We start from the raw sequence: 23215 nt of genomic DNA, 5'->3' as shown, positions 1-23215 counted from the left end.
GCGCCGTGTTGGTGGCCGTATTGGTTTAAGGGGATCATAAACGACCAAAAAGGCGGGTCCAGCGTGAATCATCAGATCGTCAAATTGTTGCCGGGGCTGCACTTTGTGGCCACGCCCATCGGCACCGCACGCGACATCACCCTCAGGGCGCTGGATGTGCTGGCGTCGGCTGATGTGATCGCCGCCGAGGACACCCGGTCTCTGCGCAAGCTGATGGAAATTCATGGTGTGCCGCTGAACGGACGCCAAATCATCGCCTACCATGATCACAGCGGCGCAGGCGCCCGGGCAAGGCTGATGCAGGCGATGGAGGCGGGGCAGTCGGTTGCCTATGCGTCTGAGGCCGGCATGCCGCTGATCGCCGATCCGGGCTATGATCTGAGCCGCGCGGCAGCTGAAGCCGGGCATAAGGTTACCGTAGCGCCGGGTGCCTCGGCGGCGCTGGCAGCGCTGACACTGGCGGGCTTGCCGACCGATGCGTTCTTTTTCGCCGGTTTCCTGCCCAACGCCAGCGGCGCCCGACGCAAGCGGCTGGAAGAGCTGCGAAACGTGCCCGGAACGCTGATTTTCTACGAATCGCCCAAACGCATCGCTGCCTCGGTGGCGGATATGGCGGCAGTTCTCGGGGACCGGCCTGCCGCCCTTTGCCGCGAGTTGACCAAGAAATTCGAAGAGATCCGGCGCGGCAGCCTGAGTGATTTGGTGGCCGGGCTGGAGGAGAAACCGGTGAAAGGAGAGATTGTCATGCTGGTGGATCGCGCCCATGGCGAAGAGGTGAGCGAAGCCAGCCTTGAGGAAGACCTGCGCGCGGCGCTGAAGGACAATTCGGTAAAGGATGCCGCATCCATCGTGGCGGAAACCCACGAATTGCCGCGCCGCAAGGTCTACCAGCTTGCCCTGCAACTGGCCAAGGACGCAGGCTGAGCGGATGGAGGGGCGACACTATCAAGGTCAGCGCGCCCATCTGGCTGGGAAGGCTGCCGAAGACGCAGCCGCGCGCGCCTATGAGGCACGGGGCTACCGCGTGGAAGCCCGGCGCTGGCGCGGCCCCGGGGGTGAGATCGACCTGATCCTGCGCAAGGGGGACATGCTGGTCTTTGCCGAGGTCAAGCATAGCGCCACATTCGCATCCGCCGCCGCCCGCATCACGCCCACACAGATGCAGCGGATCCAGGCCAGCGCCGCGCATTTTCTGGAAGGAGAACCTCGGGGGCAGCTGACCGAGGCGCGGCTTGATGCCGTGTTTGTGAACGGCAAAGGGCAGGTCGAGATCCTCGAAAACGCCTTTGGTCAGGGCTGACAGCGTTCTGCTCTATTGAACCTTTGTGCCCGCTGGGCCATCTATTTGCCGAAACAAAAGGGATGCACTTCATGAAAATCGCCTTCCAGATGGACCCGGTCATGGGCGTCGACATCAATGCCGACAGCAGCTTCCGCCTTGCTGAAGAGGCGCAGGCGCGCGGGCACGAGCTGTTTTACTACAGCCCCGATCACCTAGCCTATCAGGAAGGGCGCATCACCGCCCGCGGCTATGACATGACCGTGCAGCGCGTCGCCGGGACCCCGGCGGTGCTGGGCGAAGAGCGCGAGGTGGATCTTGCGGATTTCGATGTGGTCTGGCTGCGGCAGGACCCGCCGTTCGACATGCATTACATCACCTCGACGCATCTGCTGGACCGCCTCAAGGGGCAGACGCTGGTGGTGAACGATCCGTTCTGGGTGCGCAACTACCCGGAAAAACTGCTGGTGCTGGATTTCCCTGATCTGACGCCGCCCACGGCGATTGCCCGTGATCTGGACACCATCAAGGCCTTCAAGGCCAAGCATGGCGACATCATTCTGAAGCCGCTTTATGGCAATGGCGGCGCCGGGGTGTTCCGTCTGGATGCCAACGATCGCAACCTGACCTCGCTGCACGAATTGTTCACCGGTTTCAGCCGCGAGCCGCTGATCGTGCAGAAATTCCTGCCCGATGTCAGCAATGGCGACAAACGCGTCATTCTGGTGGACGGCGAACCCGTCGGCGCCATCAACCGCGTGCCCGCCGCCGGTGAAACCCGGTCTAACATGCATGTGGGCGGACGCCCGGAAAAGATCGGCCTGACCGAGCGCGACCGTGAGATCTGCGCTGCCATTGGCCCGCTTCTGAAGGAAAAGGGGCAGATCTTTGTCGGCATCGACGTGATCGGTGATTACCTAACAGAGATCAACGTGACCTCACCCACCGGCATTCAGGAACTGGAACGATTTGATGACGTGAATATCGCCGAGAAAGTCTGGCAGGCGATCGAATCCAAACTGTAAGACACTTCCGGCTGGCGACACTTCAGCCTGCCAGCCGGAACCCCAGCGCCTCAGCCACATGTGGACGCAGGATTTCCGGCTCCCCTTCCAGATCGGCAATCGTGCGCGCCACCCGCAGCACCCGATGATAGCCGCGCGCGGTCAGGGCGAAACGATCGGCGGCGCGCTGCATCATCTCGCGGCTTTCCGTATCCAATACGGCAATGTCTTCCAGCAGCGCCCCTTCGGCATCGGCGTTCTGCTGCGCACCGGGATGGTCTGAAAACCGCCGCTCCTGCCGCGCGCGCGCGGTTTCCACCCTTTGTAGGATTTCGGCGGACCCTTCGGCGGCAGCGGGTAGGGTCAGATCGTCATAAGACACTGGCGGCACGTCGATGCGCAGATCGAAGCGGTCCATCAGCGGACCGGAAATGCGCCCCATGTAATCCTCGGCGCAGAGCGGCGCACGAGAGCACGCGCGGGCCGGATCCGCCAGATGGCCGCATTTGCATGGGTTGGCCGCAGCCACCAGCATGAAGCGGCTCGGGTATTTCACATGGGCATTGGCGCGGGCGACCATGACCTCGCCGGTTTCAAGGGGCTGGCGCAGGGTTTCCAGCACCGGGCGGGCAAATTCGGGCAGCTCGTCCAGAAACAACACGCCATTGTGCGCGAGGCTGATCTCGCCTGGCTGTGCCCGCCGCCCGCCGCCGACGATGGCGGCCATGGATGCGGTGTGATGCGGTTCGCGAAAGGGGCGGCTCCGGTTGATGCCACCATCCTCGATCAAGCCGCACAGGGACTGGATCATCGAGGTCTCCAGCGCCTCAGCCGCCGTCAGGGGCGGCAGGATCGTCGGCAGCCGCGCCGCCAGCATGGATTTGCCGGACCCGGGCGGGCCGACCATCAGAATGTGATGCCGTCCGGCGGCGGCGATTTCCAATGCGCGTTTGGCCCGTTCCTGCCCCTTCACGTCGCGCAGGTCGCGCGTGCCGGTATCGTCGTGGACTTCGCCCGCGGTGGCTTGAGGAAGGGGCATCTTGCCGGTGAAATGGCGCACCACGTCGATCAGGCTGGCGGCGCCGATTACCCGAGCCGCATCGACCCAGGCGGCCTCTGCCCCCGATGCCTTGGGGCAGAGCAGCAGCCGGTCCTCGCTGGCGGCGGTCATCGCGGCGGGCAGGGCGCCCACCACGGGAATCAACGTCCCGTCGAGAGACAATTCCCCAAGCGCGATGGTCTCGCTTGCGGCCTCGCTTGGGATCACCTCGATTGCGGCGAGAAGCGCTAGAGCGATGGGCAGGTCGAAATGGCTGCCTTCCTTGGGCAGATCCGCGGGTGACAGGTTCACCGTGATCCGTTTTGACGGCAGCGCAATCGACATGGCGGCAAAGGCCGAGCGCACCCTCTCGCGCGCTTCGCTCACCGCCTTGTCCGGCAGGCCGACGATGGAAAAGGCTGGAAGGCCCGGCGCCACGGCGCATTGCACCTCGACCGGGCGGGCCTCCACCCCCTGAAAGGCCACCGTGTAGGCCCGTGAAATCATGCTGCGCTATCCCTCTGAAGATACCAGAGAAAATCATAGCGAACGGTGAACCAGAGTCGCCCTTAAAGCACGTTATGCGTGTATTTTTGTCGTTGGCTTTGCGGGCCGACGACGCGGCACGTCAGTCAAGGCTCCAGGGGCGGCGCTCCAGATCCATCGCATAAGGCTCGGGGTCGTAAGTCACCTCACGCGCCTGTTCCTGCCAGCGCTGCACCGCCGGATCGAACAAGAGCGCGCGGCAATAGGCGCGGGTTTCAGGTGACACCGGCAGGTCATATCCGATGATGCGGGCTGCAACCGGCGTGTAGTACACATCGGCAAGGCAGTAGTCGCCAAAAAGCCAGCCCTCCGCAGCGCCAGACACCTTGCGGGCATGCGCAAACAGGGTCTCGATCCGGGCAAGATCCTGTTGCACCGCTTCGGAGGGGGTAAATCCCTGCCAGATATGGCTCAGTTGCATGGGGCAATCACCGCGCAGGGCAGAAAAACCGCAGGCCATTTCAGCCACCAGCCAGCGCGCAGTCGCCCGCGCAGTCGGATCGCTGGGCCACAGGCCTGCATCCGGGTGCCGTTCGGCCAGGGTTTCCCCCATAGCCAGGCTTTCGCCGATCACCGTGCCTTCGGGCGTGCGAAGTGTGGGTACCAGCCGGGCAGGCGCCAGATCTGCCAGATCCGCCGCCATGGTTCCGGAATAAAGCCCCACCATATGCACCACATGGGGGAGCGAGAATTTTTCAAGCATGAGCCAGCCGCGCAGGGACCAGCTGGAATACATGCGGTCACCGATAAAAAGATCATATGTCATGGAAAGCAGGCTAGCGCAGCTTCACGGGTTGCCAAATCGCTGATTTGTGCGCGGTGCCATCACGGAAGGTGATTGATCTTTCCGGTGCGCCAACCATCGGTCCCTTCCCCAGGAAGGTGGTGGATTTCGGTGACCGACAGGTTGTCGATCCGGTGCGAAAACGCCTCCTCTGCGGTCAGCCGTTCGGCGCGCTGGATCTGGGTCAGGATCTGGCCGAAATGGCCGACCACGATCAGATTGCGGCCCCGGTGGGCTTCTATCAGATCGTCGATGGCCCGGTCCACGCGGGCGCAGACCTCATTCCAGCTTTCTCCGCCGGGGGGCCGCACATCGCCGGGGGTTTCCCAATAGGCGCGGATGCGTTCGGGATCTTCCGCGTCGATGTCTTTCCAGGTGCGCAGCTCCCATTCACCGAAATGGATTTCTCTGAGGTCGGGCAGGTGGGCCAGGCGCGCACGGTCGCCTTGGATGGCGCTTGCGGTATCTGCTGCGCGGGACAGATCCGACGACACCACCAAGGCATCTTCGGGCAGGGCAGCTGACAGGCGGCGAATTGCGGCGCTGTCGGACAGGTCCGCCGGAAGATCCGACCAGCCGACCATGGATTTGACGTGGGTCGGGCCGTGGCGGACAAGGAAGAGGCGGGTCATGGAAGGCTTCCTTTCAGCACCAGCGGCAGGCCTGCGGTGACCTGTACCACAGTTTGCGCGCGGGCGGCGATTGCGATGTTGAGCCGCCCCTGCGCCTCGCGGAACCTCCGGGCCAGGGCGTTCTCGGGCACGATGCCAAGTCCGGTTTCGTTCGACACGATCACGATTTCTGCGCGGCAGGCATCAATCGCCTGCAACAGGGTCTCGGTTTCGGCCTCCAGATCATGGTCCGCCAGCAGGTGATTGCTCAGCCACATGGTGGCGCAATCGATCAGGCAGATCTGCCCGTCCTGCAGGTCGCCAAGCGCCTTTGCGGCATCGAATGGTTCTTCATGGGTAGTCCAGTCCGCGCCGCGCTGGGCCAGGTGTTTTGCAACTTTTTCGCGCATTTCATCATCAAATATCTGTGAGGTTGCCCAGTAAGCTTTTGGCTTGCCTGAGGAAAAGCATAGACTTTCAGCAAAGGCAGACTTTCCCGATGCGGCCCCGCCAAGAATGAATGTGACAGCTGCGGACACGTCTTCTACCCTGAGTTCGGTGATGGTTGCAGGAGTTTGGGTATCTGCTGATCCGGCCTGAAACAAGCCTGAACCTGCCATGTCCGATGACGCCCCGCAGATGTGGACCGGGATCTGCAGCAGGGCCACGACCAAGGGCGGACAGGTTCCAAGGTGGGGAGCAAAGCGGCGCCCCCGATGGCCTAAAACGACCTGATGCACCGGGGTAAGGCGCTGAAAACCGGGCCTGATCGGAGAAAAAATACAGCCAAAGTGATCCGATCCCGGCGCCACTGCGTAACATTAGTAATCAGTTTGGAGGGGAGTATCATGGCACTTGACACGACCAGTGAAAACCCGCTGCCAAAGCAGGCCATGAAGGCCGAGCTTCTGGACGCTGAAACGGAGCTGCGCCTCGCCTATGCCTGGCGCGACGACCGTGACGAAGAAGCACTGCACCGGCTGATCCACGCCTATATGCGGCTGGCGATCTCGATGGCCGCGAAATTCAAACGCTACGGCGCGCCGATGAATGATCTCATCCAAGAGGCCGGTGTCGGGCTGATGAAGGCGGCAGACAAATTCGACCCCGACCGGGGGGTGCGGTTTTCCACCTACGCGGTCTGGTGGATCAAGGCGTCGATCCAGGACTACGTGATGCGCAATTGGTCGATGGTGCGCACCGGCTCCACCTCCTCGCAAAAATCCCTGTTCTTCAATATGCGCAGGGTGCAGGCCCAGCTTGAGCGCGAGGCGCGCGCGGCAGGCGTCAAACTCGACAAGCATCAGCTGAACCAGCAGATCGCCACGGAAATCGGCGTGCCATTGCGCGATGTGGAGATGATGGACGGGCGGTTGTCCGGCTCTGACTTCTCGCTCAACGCCGTGCAATCTTCCGAGGACGAGGGCCGCGAATGGATCGAGGCGCTGGAGGATGACAGCGCGCAGGCCGCTGAACTGGTGGAAGAGCGGCACGACCGGCGCCAGCTGCGGGCCTGGCTGGTTGAGGCGTTGCAGGCCCTGAACGAGCGGGAGCGGTTCATCATCACTGAACGCAAACTGCGGGAAGAGGCGCGCACGCTGGAAAGCCTTGGTAACGAGCTGAACCTGTCCAAGGAACGCGTGCGCCAGCTGGAGGCCGCGGCGTTTCAGAAGATGCGGAAAACGCTTGAAGGGTGCTCCCGGGAGGTGCACAACTTCCTCTCATGACAAAGTCGATTCTTTTTATCAGAAAAGCGGGTGCCGCATGTACGGCAGCCGCTTTCTTTATGTTTGGGGCAAACTCCGCCGCCTTGGCCGAGCCTGCCGTGCTTCCCTCGGCCAAGGCTGCGGCCGAAGTCCTGCAGGAAGCCGATGTGGCCATTCTGGGTGAGGTGCATGACAACGCGGCCCACCACCAGAGGCAGGCCGAAATCCTGCGGCATCTGGCGCCGCGCGCCGTGGTTTGGGAAATGATAACGGAGGCGCAGGCAGAGACGCTGAGCGAGCCAATGATGAGCGACGCGGAAGCGACTGCCGACGCGCTCGATTGGGAGGCCTCGGGTTGGCCGGAGTTTGCGCTCTACGCGCCAGTCTTTGCAGCCGCCGCGCCCGCGCGGCAGTACGGCGCGCTGGTGCCGCGCTCGGAGGCGCGTCAGGCGCTGGATCAGGGGATCGCGGCCTATTTTGGCGCCCGGGCAGCAGATTTCGGGCTGGATCAGCCCCTGCCAGAGGCGGAGCAGACGGAACGCGAGGCGGATCAGATGGCCAATCACTGCAATGCGATGCCTGCTGAAATGCTGCCGGTGCTGGTCGATTTTCAGCGGCTGCGTGATGCGGCACTTGCTGCAGCGGTGGATCAGGCGCTGGAAGAGACCGGCGGGCCGGTGGCGGTGATCACCGGCAATGGTCATGCGCGGCTGGATCGGGGTCTTGCGGTCTACCTGTCAAAGGCGCGGCCCGAGGTGCGGATCCAGAGCCTTGGCCAAAGCGAGGGCGGCGCGATATCCGGGGATTTCGAACTGCTGCTGGATAGCGCGGCGGCAGAGCGCCCGGACCCCTGTCTCGCCTTCGGCAAGGGTTGAGGGGAAAACCGTTTCACACTTTGGCTCGGGCCAAGTAAAGTCGGCGCTGACGCAGAACTCCAAGGTGGCGCAGGGGCGGATAATATGCTGGCAGGCAAACATATTCTACTGATCATCGGTGGCGGCATCGCGGCCTATAAGGCGCTGGAACTGATCCGCCGCCTGCAGGATCAGGGAGCCAGCGTGGCGCCGGTCCTGACCAAGGCCGGGGAAGAATTCGTGACCCCGCTATCGGTCTCGGCCCTGGCCGGTGCGCCGGTGCACCGGGATCTGTTTGACCTCACAGCCGAGGCGGAGATGGGCCATATCCAACTGTCGCGCAGTGCGGATCTGGTTGTTGTGGCACCTGCCACCGCGGATCTGGTGGCGAAGATGGCGCAGGGGCTGGCCAATGATCTGGCCTCGACCCTGCTCTTGGCCACCGACACGCCGGTTCTGGTGGCGCCCGCCATGAACGTGCGCATGTGGGAACACGCCGCCACGCAGCGCAATATCGCCACACTGAAAGCAGACGGCATCCGCTTTGTCGGCCCCAACGCGGGCGGCATGGCCTGCGGCGAATTCGGTCCGGGTCGGATGGCCGAGCCGGATGAAATCGTCGCGGCCGTCGCAGCCGAGTTCCGTGATGGACCGCTCAGCGGCAAACGCATCGTCGTGACCTCCGGCCCGACACATGAGCCCATTGATCCGGTGCGCTATATCGCCAATCGCTCCTCCGGGGCGCAGGGCACAGCGGTGGCCCGTGCTCTGCGCGACCTGGGAGCGGAGGTGGTGTTCGTCACGGGCCCGGCAACGGTCCGCCCCCCCGAGGGGGTAGAGGTCGTTCCCGTCGAAAGCGCGCTGGAAATGCAGGCGGCGGTAGAGGCAGCCTTGCCCGCCGATGCGGCCGTATTCGCCGCTGCGGTGGCCGATTGGCGGGTTGCCAGCGCCTCGGACCGGAAGCTGAAGAAATCCAAGGATGGCCTGCCGGCGCTGGAGTTCGCCGAAAACCCGGACATCCTGAAAACGGTCTCGCATATGACTGCAAACAGACCGGGACTGGTGGTGGGGTTCGCTGCAGAAACCAACGACGTGGTGGACAACGCCACCGCCAAACGGCTGCGCAAGGGGTGCGACTGGATCGTCGCCAATGACGTCTCGCCTGCCACCGGTATCATGGGTGGCAGCGAAAATGCGGTGATCCTGATCACGGACACGGGGGCCGAGGAATGGCCGCGCATGGCGAAGCAGGAGGTCGCCGGGAAACTGGCCAACCGCATCGCTGCTGCCCTCGATAGCTAAGCCCGTCCCATCCAGCCACTGACACAGCACATCAAACCGCAGGTTCCGATATGGTGACAATCCGTATACGCCGTGATGCAGAGGCGGATCACGATCTGCCGCTGCCCTCGTATGAAACGCCGGGCGCCGCAGGCGCGGATCTGCGGGCCGACCTGACAGGGCGCGGCAGCATCCTGCTAACGCCGGGAGAGCGAGCGCTGGTGCCAACCGGGCTGCGGGTGGAAATCCCGGCGGGATACGAGATCCAGATCCGGCCCCGCTCCGGCCTGGCGCTGAAACACGGGATCACCCTGCCGAACACGCCGGGTACCATCGACAGCGATTATCGCGGTCCGCTGGGCGTCATCGTGCTGAACGCGGGGCAGGAACCCTTCGAGATCCGCCACGGGGAGCGGATTGCGCAGATGGTGGTCGCGCCGGTTTTGCAGGCGGCCTTCGTCGAGGTGACGGAGTTGAGCGAGACAGAGCGCGGCAGCGGTGGTTTTGGCTCCACGGGGAGAGGCTGATGATACTGGTTCTGGGCCTTGCAGGGCTGATCTGGTGGGGCGGGCGCCTGATGGGGCTGCCGCGCGCGATGCGGGGGAGCCTGCTGGCGCTGCTGTTTGCGGCCGTCGTGATCCTGCAACTGACCCTGCCGAATGGCCATGGTTTGCGGGCCGCCACCGGTGGCTCAGCCTCCTCCTGGCTGATCCTTGGCGGGATCGTGCTGCTGATCGGTGTCTACAGCTGGGGCGTGTCCCGTCTGCGCGCCCGGGCGGAGGCTGATGAAGAAGCCGAAGATGGCGGGGAAGCACCCACGGCCGAGGCGAAAACGGCGGCCAAACCGGGCCGGTTTTCCGAGACAGAGCTGAACCGCTATGCGCGGCATATCGTGCTGCGGGAGCTGGGCGGTCCAGGGCAGAAGAAGCTGAAGAACGCAAAGGTGCTGGTGATCGGGGCCGGGGGGCTTGGCGCACCGGCGCTGCAATATCTGGCGGCGGCGGGCGTTGGCACCATCGGTGTCATCGACGACGATGTGGTTGAAAACGCCAACCTGCAGCGGCAGGTTATTCACCGCGATCAGGACATCGGCATGCCCAAGGTATTCTCGGCGCAAAAGGCGATGGAGGCGCAGAACCCCTTTGTCACCGTGCGCCCCTATCACCGCCGTCTGACGGATGAGATCGCCGCCGACCTGTTTGCGGAATATGACATCATTCTGGATGGCACCGATAATTTCGAAAGCCGCTATCTGTCGAACCGCACCGCCGTGGCGCTGGGCAAGCCGCTGATTTCCGGCGCCCTGTCGCAATGGGAGGGGCAGCTGTCCGTCTTTCATCCCAAGGCAGGCGGCCCCTGCTACCAGTGTATCTTCCCTGAGGCCCCGGCAGCGGGGCTGGCACCGAGCTGTTCCGAAGCCGGCGTCATCGGTCCCTTGCCCGGGGTCGTCGGCGCGATGATGGCGGTGGAGACGATCAAGCAGATCACCGGAGCGGGCGAAGTGCTGCGCGGCGCCATGCTGATCTACGATGCCCTTTACAGCGAAACCCGCCGCATCGGGCTGAAACAGCGGGGCGACTGCCCGATCTGCGGCGCCGGGGGCGGTGGGAACGGGTCTGACGACAGCGGTGGCAAAGCTGCCTCCGGCAACGAATAAGCGTCAAACGCCACGCATAGAGCGAAGTCCACGTGTCCGAAGCGCTATATATTTCCCTGTTGTGCGGTGCCTTGATGGGCGGTGAGCCGGAACAGGTGCATCAATTCGACTATCCCGAAGGCCGGGCCTCGATCCGGGTCGATTGCGAGAACAGCAATCGGGTGGTGGAGTTTGGCCTCGACAAGCGCAGCAGCCTTGACAGTCTGCAACAGGCGTTGTTCGCGGCCGAAATCACCGGCAAGGAGGCCGTCGTGGTGCTGATCGACACCGATGGGGTCATGGGCCGGTTCGAGTGGCGCATTGCCCGAGCCGCGAATATTGCAGGCGTTCCGATCCGCATCATTGCCGCCGATCTGGTCGAGGATCTGAGGCCGGGCGGCTAGTATTTGCGGAAAATCCGCGTGCGTCTCTGGACGCTGCCGGGGCGCGGGCATAGCTTCTGGGCAAAGGAGGCCTTGCCTATGACCAACCCCCTGTTGTCCCACTGGGATACCCCGTTTGAAATCGCGCCCTTCGACCAGATTTCCGACGAAGATTTCGCCCCCGCGCTGGATCAGGCCCTTGCGGCCCATAACGCCCAGATCGACGCTATCGCGTCAAATCGCGATGCGCCGACCTTTGACAATGTGATTGGTGCGCTGGAAACACCTTGCCAGGCGCTGGAGCAGGTCCTGTCGGTGTTCTACACGGTGGCAGGCGCCGACAGTAATCCCAAGCGGCAGGAGTTGCAGCGTGCATTCTCACCGAAACTGGCAGCGCATTCCTCGGCCATTACCGCGAACAAGGCGCTTTATTCGCGGATCAAGGCAGTCTGGGATCAGCGCGATGAGCTGGACCTGACCGAGGAACAGCAGCGTGTGTTGATGCTGACCCACCGCAGTTTCGTGCGCGGTGGTGCAGCACTGGAAGGGGCGGAGGATGCCCGGATGCAGGAGATCAACGGACGGCTTGCCACCATTGGCACCGAATTTACTCAGAACCTGCTGGCGGATGAGAGCAACTGGTTCATGGAGCTCTCTGAAGAGGATCTGGAAGGCCTGCCGGACTTCGCCATCGCGGCTGCCCGGGCTGCGGGCAAGGAAAAGGGCGTGGACGGGCCTGTCGTAACGACCTCGCGTTCCATCATCACGCCGTTCCTGCAATTTTCTCCGCGCCGGGATCTGAGGGAAAAGGCGTTCCAGGCCTGGGCGGCGCGCGGAGCCAATGGCGGAAAGACGGACAACCGGGAGATTGCGGCAGAGATCCTTGCCCTGCGCGAGGAACGAGCCAAGCTCTTGGGATATGAGAATTTCGCGGCTTACAAGCTGGAAACTGAAATGGCCAAGACGCCCGAAGCCGTGCGGGGCCTGCTGATGGATGTCTGGGGCCCGGCCAAGGCGCGCGCGGATGCGGATGCGGCCATCCTGACCAATATGATGCAGGCCGATGGTATCAACGGTGATCTGGAGCCTTGGGACTGGCGCTATTACTCGGAAAAGCGCCGCAAGGTCGAACATGACCTCGATGAGGCCGAGCTGAAGCCCTATCTGCAGCTCGACAAGATGATCGAGGCGGCTTTCTCCTGTGCGAACCGCCTGTTCGGGCTGGAGTTCGAGCCGCTTGATATCCCGCTTTACCACCCCGATTGCCGCGCCTGGGAGGTCACGCGCAACGGTGAGCATATGGCGGTCTTCATAGGCGACTATTTTGCCCGTGGATCGAAACGCTCGGGTGCCTGGTGTTCGGCCATGCGCGGTCAGGCGAAGTTTCCGGAAAAACAGGCGCCTGTCGTGATCAACGTCTGCAACTTTGCCAAGGGCGATCCGGCGCTGTTGTCCTATGATGATGCGCGCACACTGTTCCACGAGTTCGGCCATGCACTGCACCAGATGCTGTCGGATGTGACCTATGAAAGCATCTCGGGCACCTCGGTGGCGCGCGATTTCGTGGAGCTTCCTTCGCAGCTCTATGAACACTGGCTGGAAGTGCCCGAGGTGCTGAGCGAGTTTGCTACCCATGCCGAGACTGGCGAGCCGATGCCCAAGGAAATGCTGGACAAGGTTCTGGGCGCTGCGACCTATGACATGGGCTTTCAGACGGTGGAATACGTTGCCTCGGCGCTTGTCGATCTGGCCTTCCACGATGGCGCCGCCCCGGCAGATCCGATGGCGCGCCAGGCCGAGGTTCTGGCCGAAATCGGCATGCCCCACGCCATCACCATGCGCCACGCGACGCCGCATTTCGCGCATGTCTTCTCCGGCGATGGCTATAGCTCCGGTTACTACAGCTACATGTGGTCCGAGGTGATGGATGCCGATGCCTTTGCCGCCTTTGAAGAGGCAGGCGGGGCCTTTGATCCCGAACGCGCCAAGGCGCTGGAGGAGAATATCCTGTCCACTGGCGGTTCCAAGGATCCGGCAGAGCTGTATACCGCCTTCCGCGGGCGTCTGCCCGGGGTGGATGCGCTGCTCAAGGGGCGGGGGCTGGCCGCAGAATAAGCTGCTGAATAAAAAACTGGCGCCGGGAAGAGCAATCTTCCCGGCGCCATTCGTTTCGGGGTTAGAAAATGGTCCAGTCAGTAACCCAGAGACCGGTCTACCAGATGCAGGAACGGCTCACCCGCCTCGCCGCGGCGGATGTTTTCAGCGATCACCTGCGACGCCGTGCTAGCCCGGGTTTCCGCTGCGATATGGGGCGTGACGGTGACATTGGGATGCGCCCAATAAGGATCATCCGCAGGCAGGGGTTCCACCCGGAACACATCCAGCGTGGCATGGCCCACCTGACCGCTATCCAGCGCTTCCAGCAGGGCGGCGTCGTCGATCAGCGGACCGCGGCCCGGATTGATGATCCGCGCGCCCTTCGGCAGCATCGCCAGAGTATCGGCGTTCAGGATGTTGTTGGTCGCGGGTGTATCCGGCAGCAACAGGATCACGATTTCCGCCTCTGACAACGCCTGTTTCAGCCCGTGGTCTCCATGCAGGCATTTGATCCCGTCGATCTCCTTGGCCGAGCGCGACCAGCCGGTGACCGGAAATCCGATACGGGCCAAGCTCTGGGCGCAGGCGCTGCCCAATGCGCCAAGGCCGAGCACAGTCACTGGGCGTTCAAAGGCTAGCGGTGGTACCACCGGCTCCCACCGGTCCTGCATGGCGATGGAGCGGTCAATGTCCAGATGATAGCGCAGCACGTGGCCGCTGACCCATTCCACCATGCCGGCTGTCAGCCCCGGATCCACCATCCGGCACAGCGGCATGGTCAGGGTCTGGTTGCCGACGATCTTTTCCACCCCGGCCCAGAGGTTCAGCACCGCCTTGCAGCGGGTATAGGGGGTGAAATCCTGCAGGTCGGAATTCGGCGCATAGACCACGTAATCCACCTGATCGGCGGGATGATCCTGCCGCATATCGACCGTCAGCCCGGCCTCGTCAAAGGCGCGTTTCAGCGGCTCGCGGTAGGTGTCCCAGCGGGCGGGCAGGGCGGCGAATTGAACGTTGATCATGTGGCAAATACTCCTGCCATGTCCCGGAAGCCTTTGATCTCGATCGGGTTGCCTGCGGGATCGTGAAAAAACATCGTGCTTTGCTCACCCGGTTCTCCGGCAAAACGGGTGGTGGGGGGGATGGTGAAGTCGATTCCCTCGGCCTCCAGTCGGTCGGCAAGAGCGCGCCATTCTTCTTGTGGCAGGATCACACCCAGATGCGGCATCGGCACCATGTGCTCACCCACCTTGCCCGTATTGGCGGTGGCAAAGACTGGCCCGAGATGCAGCGAAATCTGATGGCCGAAGAAATTGAAATCGACCCAGGTGTCGGTGCTACGCCCCTCGTTGCAGCCCAGAACACCGCCATAAAAGGCGCGGGCTGCTTCCAGATCGTCAACATGATAGGCAAGGTGAAATATGCTCATTGTCCGCACTTCCTGTTGTTGGTTGGGCCGCCCGTTCTAGCGCGGGCGGTGGACGTTTGCGCTTTGCACCAGGCCAAAGGCGGCGAGCAGCACCAGCATGGCCGAGCCCCCGTAGGAAACCAGCGGCAGAGGCACGCCGACAACCGGTGCCAGCCCCATCACCATCGACATGTTCACGGCAAAGAACAGGAAGAAGGTGATGGCGATGCCAAGCGTCACCAGTGACGAGAACCGGTCTCGCGCCGCAAGCGCGGTGGCGACGCAGAAGACGATGATCAGCACGTAGATGCTGAGCAGGGTAAAGCCGCCGATAAAGCCGAATTCCTCTGCCAGGGTGGTAAAGATGAAATCGGTGTGTTTTTCCGGCAGGAAGTTCAGTCGGGACTGGGTGCCCTGCATGAATCCGCGCCCGGACCAGCCGCCCGAACCAAGGGCGATCTTGGACTGTGTGATGTGATAGCCCGCGCCGAGCGGATCCTGAGAGGGATCAAGAAAGGTATCGATGCGGCGGAACTGGTAGTCCTTGATCAGCTGCCAGTCGGTGCCGCGGCTGTAGAACACCGCCGTGACCAGACCAACGGCGCCAGCAATCACCGTCGCGAAATAGGCCCAGTGCACTCCTGCGAGAAACATGACCCCGCCCCCGGCGGCCATCAGCAGGATCGAGGTTCCCAGATCCGGCTGCCGCAGTACCAGAAATGTGGGGAACAGGATCATGATCACGGGCACAAGCACCCAGAACAGGCGCGAGGTCTTTTCCGTTGGCAGCCAGTCATAATAGGCAGCCAAAAGCATAACGAGGGTGATCTTCATCAGTTCAGAGGGTTGCAGCCGCATGAAACCAATGTCGATCCAGCGTTGCGCACCCATGCCGACGGTGCCGAAGAACTCCACCGCCAGCAGCAGCACGATGGACATCAGATAGGCGAGGACGGAAATGTTGCGCCAGAACCAGATCGGCACCATGGCCACCATGATCATCACCGCCATGCCAAGGGCAAAGCGTTTTGCCTGCGGCTCGGCCCAGGGCGAGAACGACCCACCTGCCACGGAATAGAGCATCAGGAACCCCACCCCGGCGACCGAGGCCAGCAGCAAGGTCAGCGGCCAGTTCAGATACAGAATCTTGCGCAGGCCCGAGGGGACGGATTTGGCGCGGCTTTCAAGATAACTCATGCCCGGTCGCTGCCTCCGGTTTCTTCCCGTTTCAGACGTTCGCGTTCCAGCCGCTCCTGCTGCGCCTTGATGCGGCTGCGATCGCCCTTGGGGTAGGCGGACAGGGGCGGCGTTCCATCAAACAGCGCCTGCAACATGACATCGCGGGCAATGGGTGCGGCGGCGCGTGACCCGCCACCCCCGTGTTCGACCACGACAGCAACCGCAAAGCGGGGTTTGTCATAAGGCGCAAAGCAGACATAAAGCGCGTGGTCGCGCCGCTCCCAGGGCAGATCCTCGTTGCGGATCACCCCGGCGGCGCGTTCGGCCGCGGTGATATTGCGCACCTGGCTGGTGCCGCTTTTGCCGGCCATGCGGATGTCTTCGGCGATGATGCGTGAGCGGTAGCCGGTGCCGCGCCGGTCGTTACTGACCGAGAACATGCCCCTGCGCACGGTCCGCAGGTTGTTTTCATTGAGCCCCAAAGGCTCGCCGCCGCCGCTGGGCTGTTCGATCCCGTCGATGGATTTCAGCAGACGCGGGGTGATACTGCGCCCCGAGGCGATCCGCGCGGTCATCACTGCCAGTTGCATTGGCGAGGCCAGCATATAGCCCTGCCCGATAGAGGCGTTTGCAGTGTCGCCGATCAGCCAGTCCTGCCCGTGCACCCGCTGCTTCCACTCGCGGTTCGGGGCCAGGCCGCTGGCCACGGCCGACATCGGCAGATCGTGACGCACACCCAGCCCCAGCTGGTTGGCCATGGCAGAAATCTTGTCGATTCCCACCTTCAGCGCCAGATCGTAGTAATAGACGTCGCAGGATTGTTTCAGCGAGGTGTTGAGATCCACATGCCCATGGCCCGCGCGTTTCCAGCAGTGGAACCTGCGGCCGGAGACCTCCAGATACCCGGGGCACCAGACGGTTTCCTCGGGGCCGATCAACCCTTCCTCCAGTGCAGCCAGCGCCGTTACCATCTTGAAGGTCGAACCTGGCGGATAGGTGCCCTGCACCGCCTTGTTCGCCAGCGGACGGTAGGGGTCGCCGGTCAGCAGGCTATAGTCTGCGACCGAGATGCCACGCACAAAGAGGTTGGGATCAAAGCTGGGCGAGGAGGCGATGGCGCGGGTGTCCCCATGTTCGCAATCGATGATCACCGCAGCGGCACTTTCGTTGCCAAGGCGCGCCTGCACATAGCTTTGTAACTCGGCATCGACGGTCAGTTGCATGTCGGCGCCGGCCTCACCTTCGCGCCGGTCCAGCTCGCGCATGACGCGGCCGGTAGCATTCACCTCGACGCGCTTGGCGCCGGCCTTGCCGCGCAGGGCGTCCTCACGCTTGGCCTCAAACCCAACCTTGCCGATCTGGAAACGAGGAATGCGCAGGATCGGTTCCGGCGATTCCATCTTGCTGAGGTCATAATCCGAGACCGGCCCGACATAGCCGACCACATGGGCAAAGGCGCCGCGTTGCGGATAGATCCGCGTCAGGCCGACCTCGGGGGTAATGCCGGGCAGGGCAGGGGCGTTGACCGCTACTTTCGAGATGTCCTCCCAGCCGATCTGATCGGCCAGCGTTACCGGCAGGAAGGGCGGAGAGCGGCGCATTTCGGCCATGGCACGCTCGATATCTTCAGGGTCGATTTCGATCAGCCGTGACAGTTTGGCGATCACCTCGCCCACATCGCCGGCGTCCTCGGGGACGATGGTGATGCGATAGGAGGGCGAGTTCTGCGCCAGGGTGATGCCGTTGCGGTCGAAGATCTCACCGCGTGCTGGCGGTAGCAGGCGGATATTGATCCGGTTTTCCTCGGCCAGCAGCCGGAACTGATCGGCCTGATCTACCTGAAGATAGCGCATGCGGGCCGCCAACCCGCCCGCAAACCCCAGTTGCAAACCGCCCAGAAGCAGCGCCCGACGGGTCAGCTTGCGGTGGCTGAATTCCAGCTCTTTCGGATTGCGTTTCATCAGCGGCTTCCCAGGGCTTCGGCTTCGGCAGGTGACAGTTTGCGCACACCCAATAGGCTTTGACTGAAGATCACGACCAGCGGATAGGCGGCAATCGTCAGCAGGGCTTGAATCAGCGTGAGGCCCAAGGGGGCCTGCGCCACGGCCAGAATAGCAAGAATGGCTCGGTTGAGCACCACGATACCTGCGATCACAAAGGCGACGGCGAGCCATTCCGCGGCAAAGGCGGTTTCCCGGTGCGGCGGGATTCGCGACTTCAGGAATTCGCAGCCCAGTACCACCAGCAGCGCAAAAAGGCCGGGCGGGCGCTGGAACATCATGTCGGCGACCAGCATGGTTGCCCCCAGCAGCAGAACAGGCACGAAATCCGGCCGCCGCAGTGACCAGGCCATGGCAAGCGTCAGCAGCAGGTCTGGCGGTGCCCAACGGCGCGGCAGAGTGTCCAGAGGCAGCAGGTGAAAGAAGATCAGCACCAGTGCCAGAGCCGAAAAGGCCATCCGCATCATCCAGATCCGCGCGGGCGAGGTGCTAGCCATTGCTCTCCCCTTCGGACGCGGACAGAGCCTCGGGCGCCAGGTTTTGCGGCCGCGGGAGAGGCACAGTGGCATCCGGCGCCGGGACAACCAGTCCGCCGGGCTCCTTGATCACCTCAGAGCCCTGATGGCGCAGCACCCGCAGGAATTCCAGCCGTTCGTAGTCGGCAGACAGGCGCACCCGCTTACGGCCGGTGCGGTCCTCGGTCACCTGACCGATCAGCAGCCCGGGCGGAAAGACGGAGCCATCGCCAGAGGTGATGACCCGGTCGCCGGGGCGGATCAGATCGGGGTTTTCAAGGAAATCCAGCACTGGCGCAGCGCTGTTGTCACCGGTCACCAGAACGGTCTGCCCCGAAGGCTGGATGGTGGCGGGCACCGCGCTGGCGGCATCAGTCAGCAGAATGACCCGCGCGGTATCCTGTCCGGTGCCGGAAATACGTCCCACCAGACCGATCCCGTCCATGGCGGCCCAGCCATCCTGTATCCCGTCCCGGGCGCCGATGTTGAGGATCACAGACTGGCGAAAGGGCGATCCGCTGTCGGCCATCACCACACCGGTGATATAGGTCAGCTTGGGATCGAGCCGCACGTTGTTGAGATCCAGCAGGCGGGCGTTTTCCTGTTCCAGCTGCAGCGCAGCTTCTTTCCAGGCGCGCATTTGGCGCAGCTCGGAGCGCAACTCTTGGTTCTGTTCGGAAAGGCGCTGATAACTCTGGAAGTCCCGGAACAGGTTGACCGTCGCGGTAACCGGCACCATAGCCCAGTCCATATTCGGCACAACGGTATCCACCAACTGCGCGCGAAAGCGTTCGACCCTTGGGCTATCGATCCGCCAGACCAGAAAAATGGCGGCAAGGCACAGGCACACCAGCCCGATCAGCAAACGGCGCAGCGGGGCGGAATAATCTTCGCGCTGTGACCGGTCTTTGGCCAAGGGACTCCTTTCGGGTGTGGATCACCCCGGCATGCGCGGGGCAGGGCGCCTCAGCTGTCGTAGTCGATGGCGTGGCGCAGCTGTTTTTCGAATTCCAGTGCCTTGCCGGTGCCAAGGGCCACGCAGTTCAGGCTTTCGTCGGCGATGGAAACCGCAAGGCCGGTCTGCTCGCGCAGGGCCAGATCAAGATCGCCCAGCAGCGCGCCGCCGCCGGTCAACATGACGCCACGGTCGACGATATCGGCGGCCAGATCCGGCGGGGTGGTTTCCAGCGCGGTCATCACGGAATCGCAGATCTGCTGCACCGGTTCGGCCAGCGCCTCGGCGACCTGCGCCTGGCTGATCTCGATTTCCTTGGGCACGCCGTTCAACAGGTCACGGCCGCGGATCTGCATTGATTGGCCGCGGCCATCGTCGGGCATACGGGCGGTGCCGATGGAGGTCTTGATACGTTCGGCGGTGGCTTCACCGATCAGCAGGTTCTGCTGGCGGCGCAGGTAGGAGATGATTGCCTCGTCCATGCGGTCGCCGCCGACGCGGACCGAGCGCGCGTAAACGATGTCGCCAAGCGACAGAACCGCCACCTCGGTGGTACCGCCGCCGATGTCCACGACCATGTTACCGGTCGGGTCGGTGATCGGCATGCCCGCGCCGATGGCCGCCGCGATGGGCTCTGCGATCAGCCCGGCGCGGCGGGCGCCTGCGGAGAGAACCGACTGACGGATCGCGCGTTTTTCAACCGGGGTCGCGCCATGGGGCACGCAGACGATGATCTTGGGCTTGGAGAAGGTCGAACGTTTGTGCACCTTGCGGATGAAATGCTTGATCATTTCCTCGGCGGTATCGAAGTCTGCAATCACGCCTTCGCGCATCGGGCGGATCGCCTCGATCGAGCCGGGAGTACGGCCCAGCATCAGCTTGGCGTCCTCGCCCACGGCCAGTACCTTTTTGACGCCGTCCTTGACGTGGTAGGCGACCACCGAAGGTTCGGACAGGATCACGCCGCGGCCTTTGACGTAGACCAGAGTGTTCGCAGTGCCGAGATCGATGGCCATGTCCGAAGTGAACAGACCGCCTAGATTTCCAAAGAGCGCCATAAATGAGGGATCCTGTAAGTTCTGCCGTTCGTGCCCGCGACTCTGCTGCCAACGCGCATTGTAGATCTTATAAGCAGCGCAGCGCTGCCGCGAAAGGGCCGATTACCTCCAACTAGCGCCTTTCCGCCTGTGAAACATGGGGGTTGGCCACATAGCGGGCAATGTGATGGCCGTGGTCCGGGCCGTCCTTCGGCGACGGCGAGCGGGGCATTTGCGGCGCAGCATCGGCGAAAGGATCTTTCTATGGCGCGCCAACCGGGGTAGGGGCTGTGTCATGCTGTCCTATCAACATATCTACCACGCCGGAAATCTGGCGGATGTCCAGAAACACGCGCTTCTGGCTTGGATGCTCGCCTATCTGACCCGCAAGGACAAACCGCTCAGCTATATCGAAACGCATGCCGGGCGGGGCGTCTACGAGCTGCAGGCGCCCGAAGCACTGAAGACGGGGGAGGCGGCTGCGGGGATTTCCCGGGTGCTGGAAAGCCACGGACTGGCGGCGGATCATCCCTTAAGCCGTGCGATTGCCACCTGCCGCGAACGGTTCGGCGAGACCAGCTATCCCGGCTCGCCGCTGGTGGCGGCGGCCCTGCTGCGCGAGATGGACAGCCTGCATTTTGCCGAATTGCACCCGCAGGAATATACCGCCCTGCGCCAGGCACTGCGGCCCTGGCATGCCAAGGTGCATCAGCAGGATGGGTTCGAGCTGGCCCTGTCGCTGGCACCGCCGACGCCGCGCCGAGGGCTCATGCTGATCGATCCGTCTTATGAGGTGAAATCCGATTACGCCCGTATCCCCGGCATCATCGGCAAGCTGCACCGGAAATGGAACGTCGGCGTCATCGCGCTGTGGTATCCGATCCTGACAGATGGGGCGCATCAAAAGATGCTGAGCGCGCTGGAGACGCAGGCGCTGCCGGGCGTCCTGCGCCACGAGGTGCGCTTTCCGCCGGTGCGTGCCGGGCACCGGATGGTTGGATCGGGTATGTTCGTAGTGAATGCGCCCTTTGGCGCCGAAGAGGAAGCCGCGCGTATTTCGGCCCTGTTCGAGAGGCTCAATCAGGACTGAGGCGAAGACCTGTAGAGGAGGGGGGATCTCCCGCCCCCTTGGCCGCCCATCAGAGATGGGCGACAAGGCGTTGGGCCTGGCGCCGCGCCTGCGGCACGGCGCCGAATCTTTCAGACGCTCAGGTCGCGTCCTTGTAGGAGATTTCGCGGGTATCGGCGCCTTCGCCGACCTTGCCGCGGCGCACGATCAGCCGGTTCAGCGCGTTGATATAGGCCTTGGCCGAGGCAACCACAGTATCTGTGTTGGCCGACTGGCCGGTGGCGATATTGCCGTCTTCCTCCAGCCGGACGGAAACCGTTGCCTGTGCATCGGTGCCTTCGGTCACGGCGTGAACCTGATAAAGCTGCAGATGCGCCGAGTTCGGATAAAGCTCACGCACCGCCTTGAAGGCGGCATCCACCGGGCCATCGCCCTGTGCCGTGGCGCTCAGATCCTTGCCGTCGATCTCCATTTCCAGCGTCGCTTCGGCCGGGCCGCCGGTGCCGCAGATCACTTTCATCGACACCAGTTGCAGATGATCGTTCTCGGCATCCTCGCCAGAACGCATGAGCGCGATGATATCGTCGTCAAAGACTTCCTTCTTGCGGTCGGCCAGCTCCTTGAAGCGGACAAAGATATCCTTGAGCTGGTTGTCGCCGACCTCATAACCGAGGTTATTCAGCTTGTCGCGCAGCGCCGCGCGGCCCGAGTGCTTACCAAGCGGCAGCGAGGTTCCTGAAAGACCTACGTCCTCGGGCCGCATGATCTCGAAGGTTTCTTTGTTCTTCAGCATCCCGTCCTGGTGGATGCCGCTTTCGTGGGCAAAGGCGTTCTTGCCGACAATGGCCTTGTTGAACTGCACCGGGAAGCCAGAGACGGTGGAGACCCGGCGGGAGATATGCATGATCTTGGTGGTGTCGATCTGCGTGTGCCAAGGCATGATGTCATTGCGCACCTTCAGCGCCATCACCACCTCTTCGAGCGCGGTGTTGCCGGCTCGCTCGCCCAGACCGTTGATGGTGCATTCGATCTGACGCGCGCCGCCCTCGACGGCGGCCAGAGCGTTGGCCGTGGCAAGACCCAGGTCGTTGTGGCAGTGGGTGGCAAAGATCACCTCGTCCGCGCCCGGTACGGTTTCGATCAGGCGGCGGATCAGATCAGCCGATTCCAGCGGCGCGGTATAGCCGACGGTGTCGGGGATGTTTATGGTGGTGGCGCCGGCCTTGATGGCGATCTCGATCACCCGGCAGAGATAATCCCATTCGGTGCGTGTCGCATCCATGGGCGACCATTGCACGTCATCGACGAGATTGCGCGCATGAGTCACCGTGTCGTGAATCCGCTCGGCCATCTCATCCATGGTGAGATTCGGAATGGCGCGGTGCAGGGGCGATGTCCCGATAAAGGTGTGAATGCGGGGTTTCGCAGCCTTGCGCACGGCCTCGGCGCAGCGGTCAATATCCTTGAAATTGGCGCGCGCCAGACCGCAGATCACCGCGTTGTTGGAGCGTTCGGCGATCTCGCTCACCGCTTTGAAATCGCCTTCGGAGGCGATGGGGAAACCGGCCTCGATGATGTCGACGCCCATCTCGTCCAGAAGGCCCGCGATTTCCAGCTTTTCATCGTGGGTCATGGTGGCGCCGGGGCTCTGCTCGCCGTCGCGCAAAGTGGTGTCGAAGATCAATACGCGATCTTTTTCAAGTGCAGTCGTCATGTCGGTAGCTTTCTTAAAACTCTGTCCTGGATCCATTCTCGTGGCGCGCAAGCCTCCTCCTCTGAGCGGGCGCGCCGAATGGCACGCTCAGAGGCGGGTTAGGATCAGTAGGTCGCGC

At 63.0% G+C, this 23215-nt stretch carries 23 protein-coding genes; 11 read left to right on the top strand and 12 right to left on the bottom strand.

Annotation, left to right across the window (positions count from 1 at the left end; genetic code table 11):
• Positions 1-63: 63 nt before the first annotated feature.
• The 3 genes from rsmI (at position 64) to gshB (ending at position 2304) form a co-directional block, all read left to right on the top strand.
• Positions 64-924, top strand: coding sequence for a 16S rRNA (cytidine(1402)-2'-O)-methyltransferase (rsmI, locus tag SM766_RS05205; RefSeq protein ID WP_368947153.1), 861 nt, complete (start codon positions 64-66; stop codon positions 922-924).
• A 4-nt stretch (positions 925-928) separates the two neighbouring features.
• Positions 929-1300: a YraN family protein gene (locus SM766_RS05200; RefSeq protein WP_368947152.1), complete on the top strand. Its 372-nt coding sequence runs from the start codon at positions 929-931 to the stop codon at positions 1298-1300.
• A gap of 71 nt (positions 1301-1371) precedes the next feature.
• Complete coding sequence (gene gshB / locus SM766_RS05195) at positions 1372-2304, top strand: glutathione synthase (protein ID WP_274827788.1); 933 nt, start codon at positions 1372-1374, stop codon at positions 2302-2304.
• A gap of 22 nt (positions 2305-2326) precedes the next feature.
• Here gshB and SM766_RS05190 read toward each other — a convergent pair whose 3' ends face one another.
• The 4 genes from SM766_RS05190 to cobU all read right to left on the bottom strand — a co-directional run bounded on the left by SM766_RS05190 (position 2327) and on the right by cobU (position 5883).
• Positions 2327-3829, bottom strand: coding sequence for a YifB family Mg chelatase-like AAA ATPase (locus SM766_RS05190; RefSeq protein WP_368947151.1), 1503 nt, complete (start codon positions 3827-3829; stop codon positions 2327-2329).
• A gap of 121 nt (positions 3830-3950) precedes the next feature.
• Positions 3951-4634 (bottom strand): glutathione S-transferase, encoded by a 684-nt coding sequence (locus tag SM766_RS05185; RefSeq protein ID WP_368947150.1) that lies wholly within the window; start codon positions 4632-4634, stop codon positions 3951-3953.
• A gap of 59 nt (positions 4635-4693) precedes the next feature.
• The gene (locus SM766_RS05180; RefSeq protein WP_368947149.1) at positions 4694-5284 is read right to left on the bottom strand and encodes a histidine phosphatase family protein; all 591 of its coding nucleotides are present in this window, start codon (positions 5282-5284) and stop codon (positions 4694-4696) included.
• Positions 5281-5883 carry a bifunctional adenosylcobinamide kinase/adenosylcobinamide-phosphate guanylyltransferase gene (cobU, locus tag SM766_RS05175; protein WP_368947148.1) on the bottom strand — a complete coding sequence of 201 codons (603 nt, stop codon included), beginning with the start codon at positions 5881-5883 and terminating at the stop codon, positions 5281-5283. Before cobU ends, SM766_RS05180 begins: the two co-directional genes overlap by 4 nt.
• A gap of 228 nt (positions 5884-6111) precedes the next feature.
• Between cobU and SM766_RS05170 the strand changes: the two genes are divergently transcribed.
• From SM766_RS05170 to SM766_RS05140, 7 genes are all read left to right on the top strand, one after another.
• A complete protein-coding gene (locus SM766_RS05170) occupies positions 6112-6990 on the top strand; it encodes an RNA polymerase factor sigma-32 (protein WP_065272752.1) in 879 nt (292 codons plus the stop codon).
• Positions 6991-7049: 59 nt separating this feature from the next.
• Positions 7050-7844 (top strand): ChaN family lipoprotein, encoded by a 795-nt coding sequence (locus SM766_RS05165; protein WP_368947147.1) that lies wholly within the window; start codon positions 7050-7052, stop codon positions 7842-7844.
• 84 nt (positions 7845-7928) lie between these two features.
• Positions 7929-9125, top strand: coding sequence for a bifunctional phosphopantothenoylcysteine decarboxylase/phosphopantothenate--cysteine ligase CoaBC (gene coaBC / locus SM766_RS05160; RefSeq protein ID WP_368947146.1), 1197 nt, complete (start codon positions 7929-7931; stop codon positions 9123-9125).
• A 50-nt stretch (positions 9126-9175) separates the two neighbouring features.
• Positions 9176-9631 (top strand): dUTP diphosphatase, encoded by a 456-nt coding sequence (gene dut / locus SM766_RS05155; RefSeq protein WP_368947145.1) that lies wholly within the window; start codon positions 9176-9178, stop codon positions 9629-9631.
• Complete coding sequence (locus SM766_RS05150; protein ID WP_368947144.1) at positions 9631-10761, top strand: HesA/MoeB/ThiF family protein; 1131 nt, start codon at positions 9631-9633, stop codon at positions 10759-10761. The genes dut and SM766_RS05150 overlap by 1 nt, the downstream gene beginning before the upstream one ends.
• A 32-nt stretch (positions 10762-10793) precedes the next feature.
• Positions 10794-11144, top strand: coding sequence for a hypothetical protein (locus SM766_RS05145; protein ID WP_065272756.1), 351 nt, complete (start codon positions 10794-10796; stop codon positions 11142-11144).
• 78 nt (positions 11145-11222) lie between these two features.
• Positions 11223-13238 (top strand): M3 family metallopeptidase, encoded by a 2016-nt coding sequence (locus SM766_RS05140; protein WP_368947143.1) that lies wholly within the window; start codon positions 11223-11225, stop codon positions 13236-13238.
• Positions 13239-13315: 77 nt separating this feature from the next.
• Here SM766_RS05140 and SM766_RS05135 read toward each other — a convergent pair whose 3' ends face one another.
• The 7 genes from SM766_RS05135 to SM766_RS05105 are packed head-to-tail and all read right to left on the bottom strand — an operon-like array spanning position 13316 to position 20335.
• Positions 13316-14242 (bottom strand): 2-hydroxyacid dehydrogenase, encoded by a 927-nt coding sequence (locus SM766_RS05135; RefSeq protein ID WP_368947142.1) that lies wholly within the window; start codon positions 14240-14242, stop codon positions 13316-13318.
• A complete protein-coding gene (locus SM766_RS05130; protein WP_065272758.1) occupies positions 14239-14649 on the bottom strand; it encodes a VOC family protein in 411 nt (136 codons plus the stop codon). Before SM766_RS05130 ends, SM766_RS05135 begins: the two co-directional genes overlap by 4 nt.
• A 36-nt stretch (positions 14650-14685) precedes the next feature.
• A complete protein-coding gene (gene rodA / locus SM766_RS05125) occupies positions 14686-15825 on the bottom strand; it encodes a rod shape-determining protein RodA (RefSeq protein ID WP_065272759.1) in 1140 nt (379 codons plus the stop codon).
• Complete coding sequence (gene mrdA / locus SM766_RS05120) at positions 15822-17768, bottom strand: penicillin-binding protein 2 (RefSeq protein ID WP_274827798.1); 1947 nt, start codon at positions 17766-17768, stop codon at positions 15822-15824. Before mrdA ends, rodA begins: the two co-directional genes overlap by 4 nt.
• Positions 17768-18304 (bottom strand): rod shape-determining protein MreD, encoded by a 537-nt coding sequence (locus SM766_RS05115; protein ID WP_368947141.1) that lies wholly within the window; start codon positions 18302-18304, stop codon positions 17768-17770. Before SM766_RS05115 ends, mrdA begins: the two co-directional genes overlap by 1 nt.
• Entirely contained in the window at positions 18297-19238 is a 942-nt protein-coding gene (gene mreC / locus SM766_RS05110; RefSeq protein ID WP_274827800.1) for a rod shape-determining protein MreC, read from the bottom strand. The genes SM766_RS05115 and mreC overlap by 8 nt, the downstream gene beginning before the upstream one ends.
• Before the next feature lie 50 nt (positions 19239-19288).
• Positions 19289-20335 carry a rod shape-determining protein gene (locus tag SM766_RS05105; RefSeq protein WP_065272763.1) on the bottom strand — a complete coding sequence of 349 codons (1047 nt, stop codon included), beginning with the start codon at positions 20333-20335 and terminating at the stop codon, positions 19289-19291.
• A gap of 274 nt (positions 20336-20609) precedes the next feature.
• Here SM766_RS05105 and SM766_RS05100 point away from each other — a divergent pair, with 274 nt between their 5' ends.
• Positions 20610-21404: a 23S rRNA (adenine(2030)-N(6))-methyltransferase RlmJ gene (locus tag SM766_RS05100; protein ID WP_368947140.1), complete on the top strand. Its 795-nt coding sequence runs from the start codon at positions 20610-20612 to the stop codon at positions 21402-21404.
• A 118-nt stretch (positions 21405-21522) separates the two neighbouring features.
• On the opposite strand, the gene SM766_RS05095 is transcribed toward SM766_RS05100, so the two are convergent.
• Positions 21523-23097: a 2-isopropylmalate synthase gene (locus tag SM766_RS05095; RefSeq protein WP_368947139.1), complete on the bottom strand. Its 1575-nt coding sequence runs from the start codon at positions 23095-23097 to the stop codon at positions 21523-21525.
• Positions 23098-23215: the final 118 nt, after the last annotated feature.

Source organism: Pseudophaeobacter sp. A-200-2, from assembly GCF_041008815.1.
GTDB classification, from domain to species: domain Bacteria; phylum Pseudomonadota; class Alphaproteobacteria; order Rhodobacterales; family Rhodobacteraceae; genus Phycobacter; species Phycobacter gallaeciensis_A.
Note: the sequence above shows the minus strand (reverse complement) of the source record. Positions and strands in the feature narration are given on the sequence as shown.

Bases quoted from the DNA above. Each gene is read 5' to 3' on its own strand.
- SM766_RS05200 (WP_368947152.1), top strand. From the start codon at position 929: ATGGAGGGGCGACACTATCAAGGTCAGCGCGCCCATCTGGCTGGGAAG.
- gshB (WP_274827788.1), top strand. From the start codon at position 1,372: ATGAAAATCGCCTTCCAGATGGACCCGGTCATGGGCGTCGACATCAAT.
- SM766_RS05190 (WP_368947151.1), bottom strand. From the start codon at position 3,829: ATGATTTCACGGGCCTACACGGTGGCCTTTCAGGGGGTGGAGGCCCGC.
- SM766_RS05185 (WP_368947150.1), bottom strand. From the start codon at position 4,634: ATGACATATGATCTTTTTATCGGTGACCGCATGTATTCCAGCTGGTCC.
- SM766_RS05180 (WP_368947149.1), bottom strand. From the start codon at position 5,284: ATGACCCGCCTCTTCCTTGTCCGCCACGGCCCGACCCACGTCAAATCC.
- cobU (WP_368947148.1), bottom strand. From the start codon at position 5,883: ATGGCAGGTTCAGGCTTGTTTCAGGCCGGATCAGCAGATACCCAAACT.
- SM766_RS05170 (WP_065272752.1), top strand. From the start codon at position 6,112: ATGGCACTTGACACGACCAGTGAAAACCCGCTGCCAAAGCAGGCCATG.
- SM766_RS05165 (WP_368947147.1), top strand. From the start codon at position 7,050: ATGTTTGGGGCAAACTCCGCCGCCTTGGCCGAGCCTGCCGTGCTTCCC.
- coaBC (WP_368947146.1), top strand. From the start codon at position 7,929: ATGCTGGCAGGCAAACATATTCTACTGATCATCGGTGGCGGCATCGCG.
- dut (WP_368947145.1), top strand. From the start codon at position 9,176: ATGGTGACAATCCGTATACGCCGTGATGCAGAGGCGGATCACGATCTG.
- SM766_RS05150 (WP_368947144.1), top strand. From the start codon at position 9,631: ATGATACTGGTTCTGGGCCTTGCAGGGCTGATCTGGTGGGGCGGGCGC.
- SM766_RS05140 (WP_368947143.1), top strand. From the start codon at position 11,223: ATGACCAACCCCCTGTTGTCCCACTGGGATACCCCGTTTGAAATCGCG.
- SM766_RS05135 (WP_368947142.1), bottom strand. From the start codon at position 14,242: ATGATCAACGTTCAATTCGCCGCCCTGCCCGCCCGCTGGGACACCTAC.
- SM766_RS05130 (WP_065272758.1), bottom strand. From the start codon at position 14,649: ATGAGCATATTTCACCTTGCCTATCATGTTGACGATCTGGAAGCAGCC.
- rodA (WP_065272759.1), bottom strand. From the start codon at position 15,825: ATGAGTTATCTTGAAAGCCGCGCCAAATCCGTCCCCTCGGGCCTGCGC.
- mrdA (WP_274827798.1), bottom strand. From the start codon at position 17,768: ATGAAACGCAATCCGAAAGAGCTGGAATTCAGCCACCGCAAGCTGACC.
- SM766_RS05115 (WP_368947141.1), bottom strand. From the start codon at position 18,304: ATGGCTAGCACCTCGCCCGCGCGGATCTGGATGATGCGGATGGCCTTT.
- SM766_RS05105 (WP_065272763.1), bottom strand. From the start codon at position 20,335: ATGGCGCTCTTTGGAAATCTAGGCGGTCTGTTCACTTCGGACATGGCC.
- SM766_RS05100 (WP_368947140.1), top strand. From the start codon at position 20,610: ATGCTGTCCTATCAACATATCTACCACGCCGGAAATCTGGCGGATGTC.
- SM766_RS05095 (WP_368947139.1), bottom strand. From the start codon at position 23,097: ATGACGACTGCACTTGAAAAAGATCGCGTATTGATCTTCGACACCACT.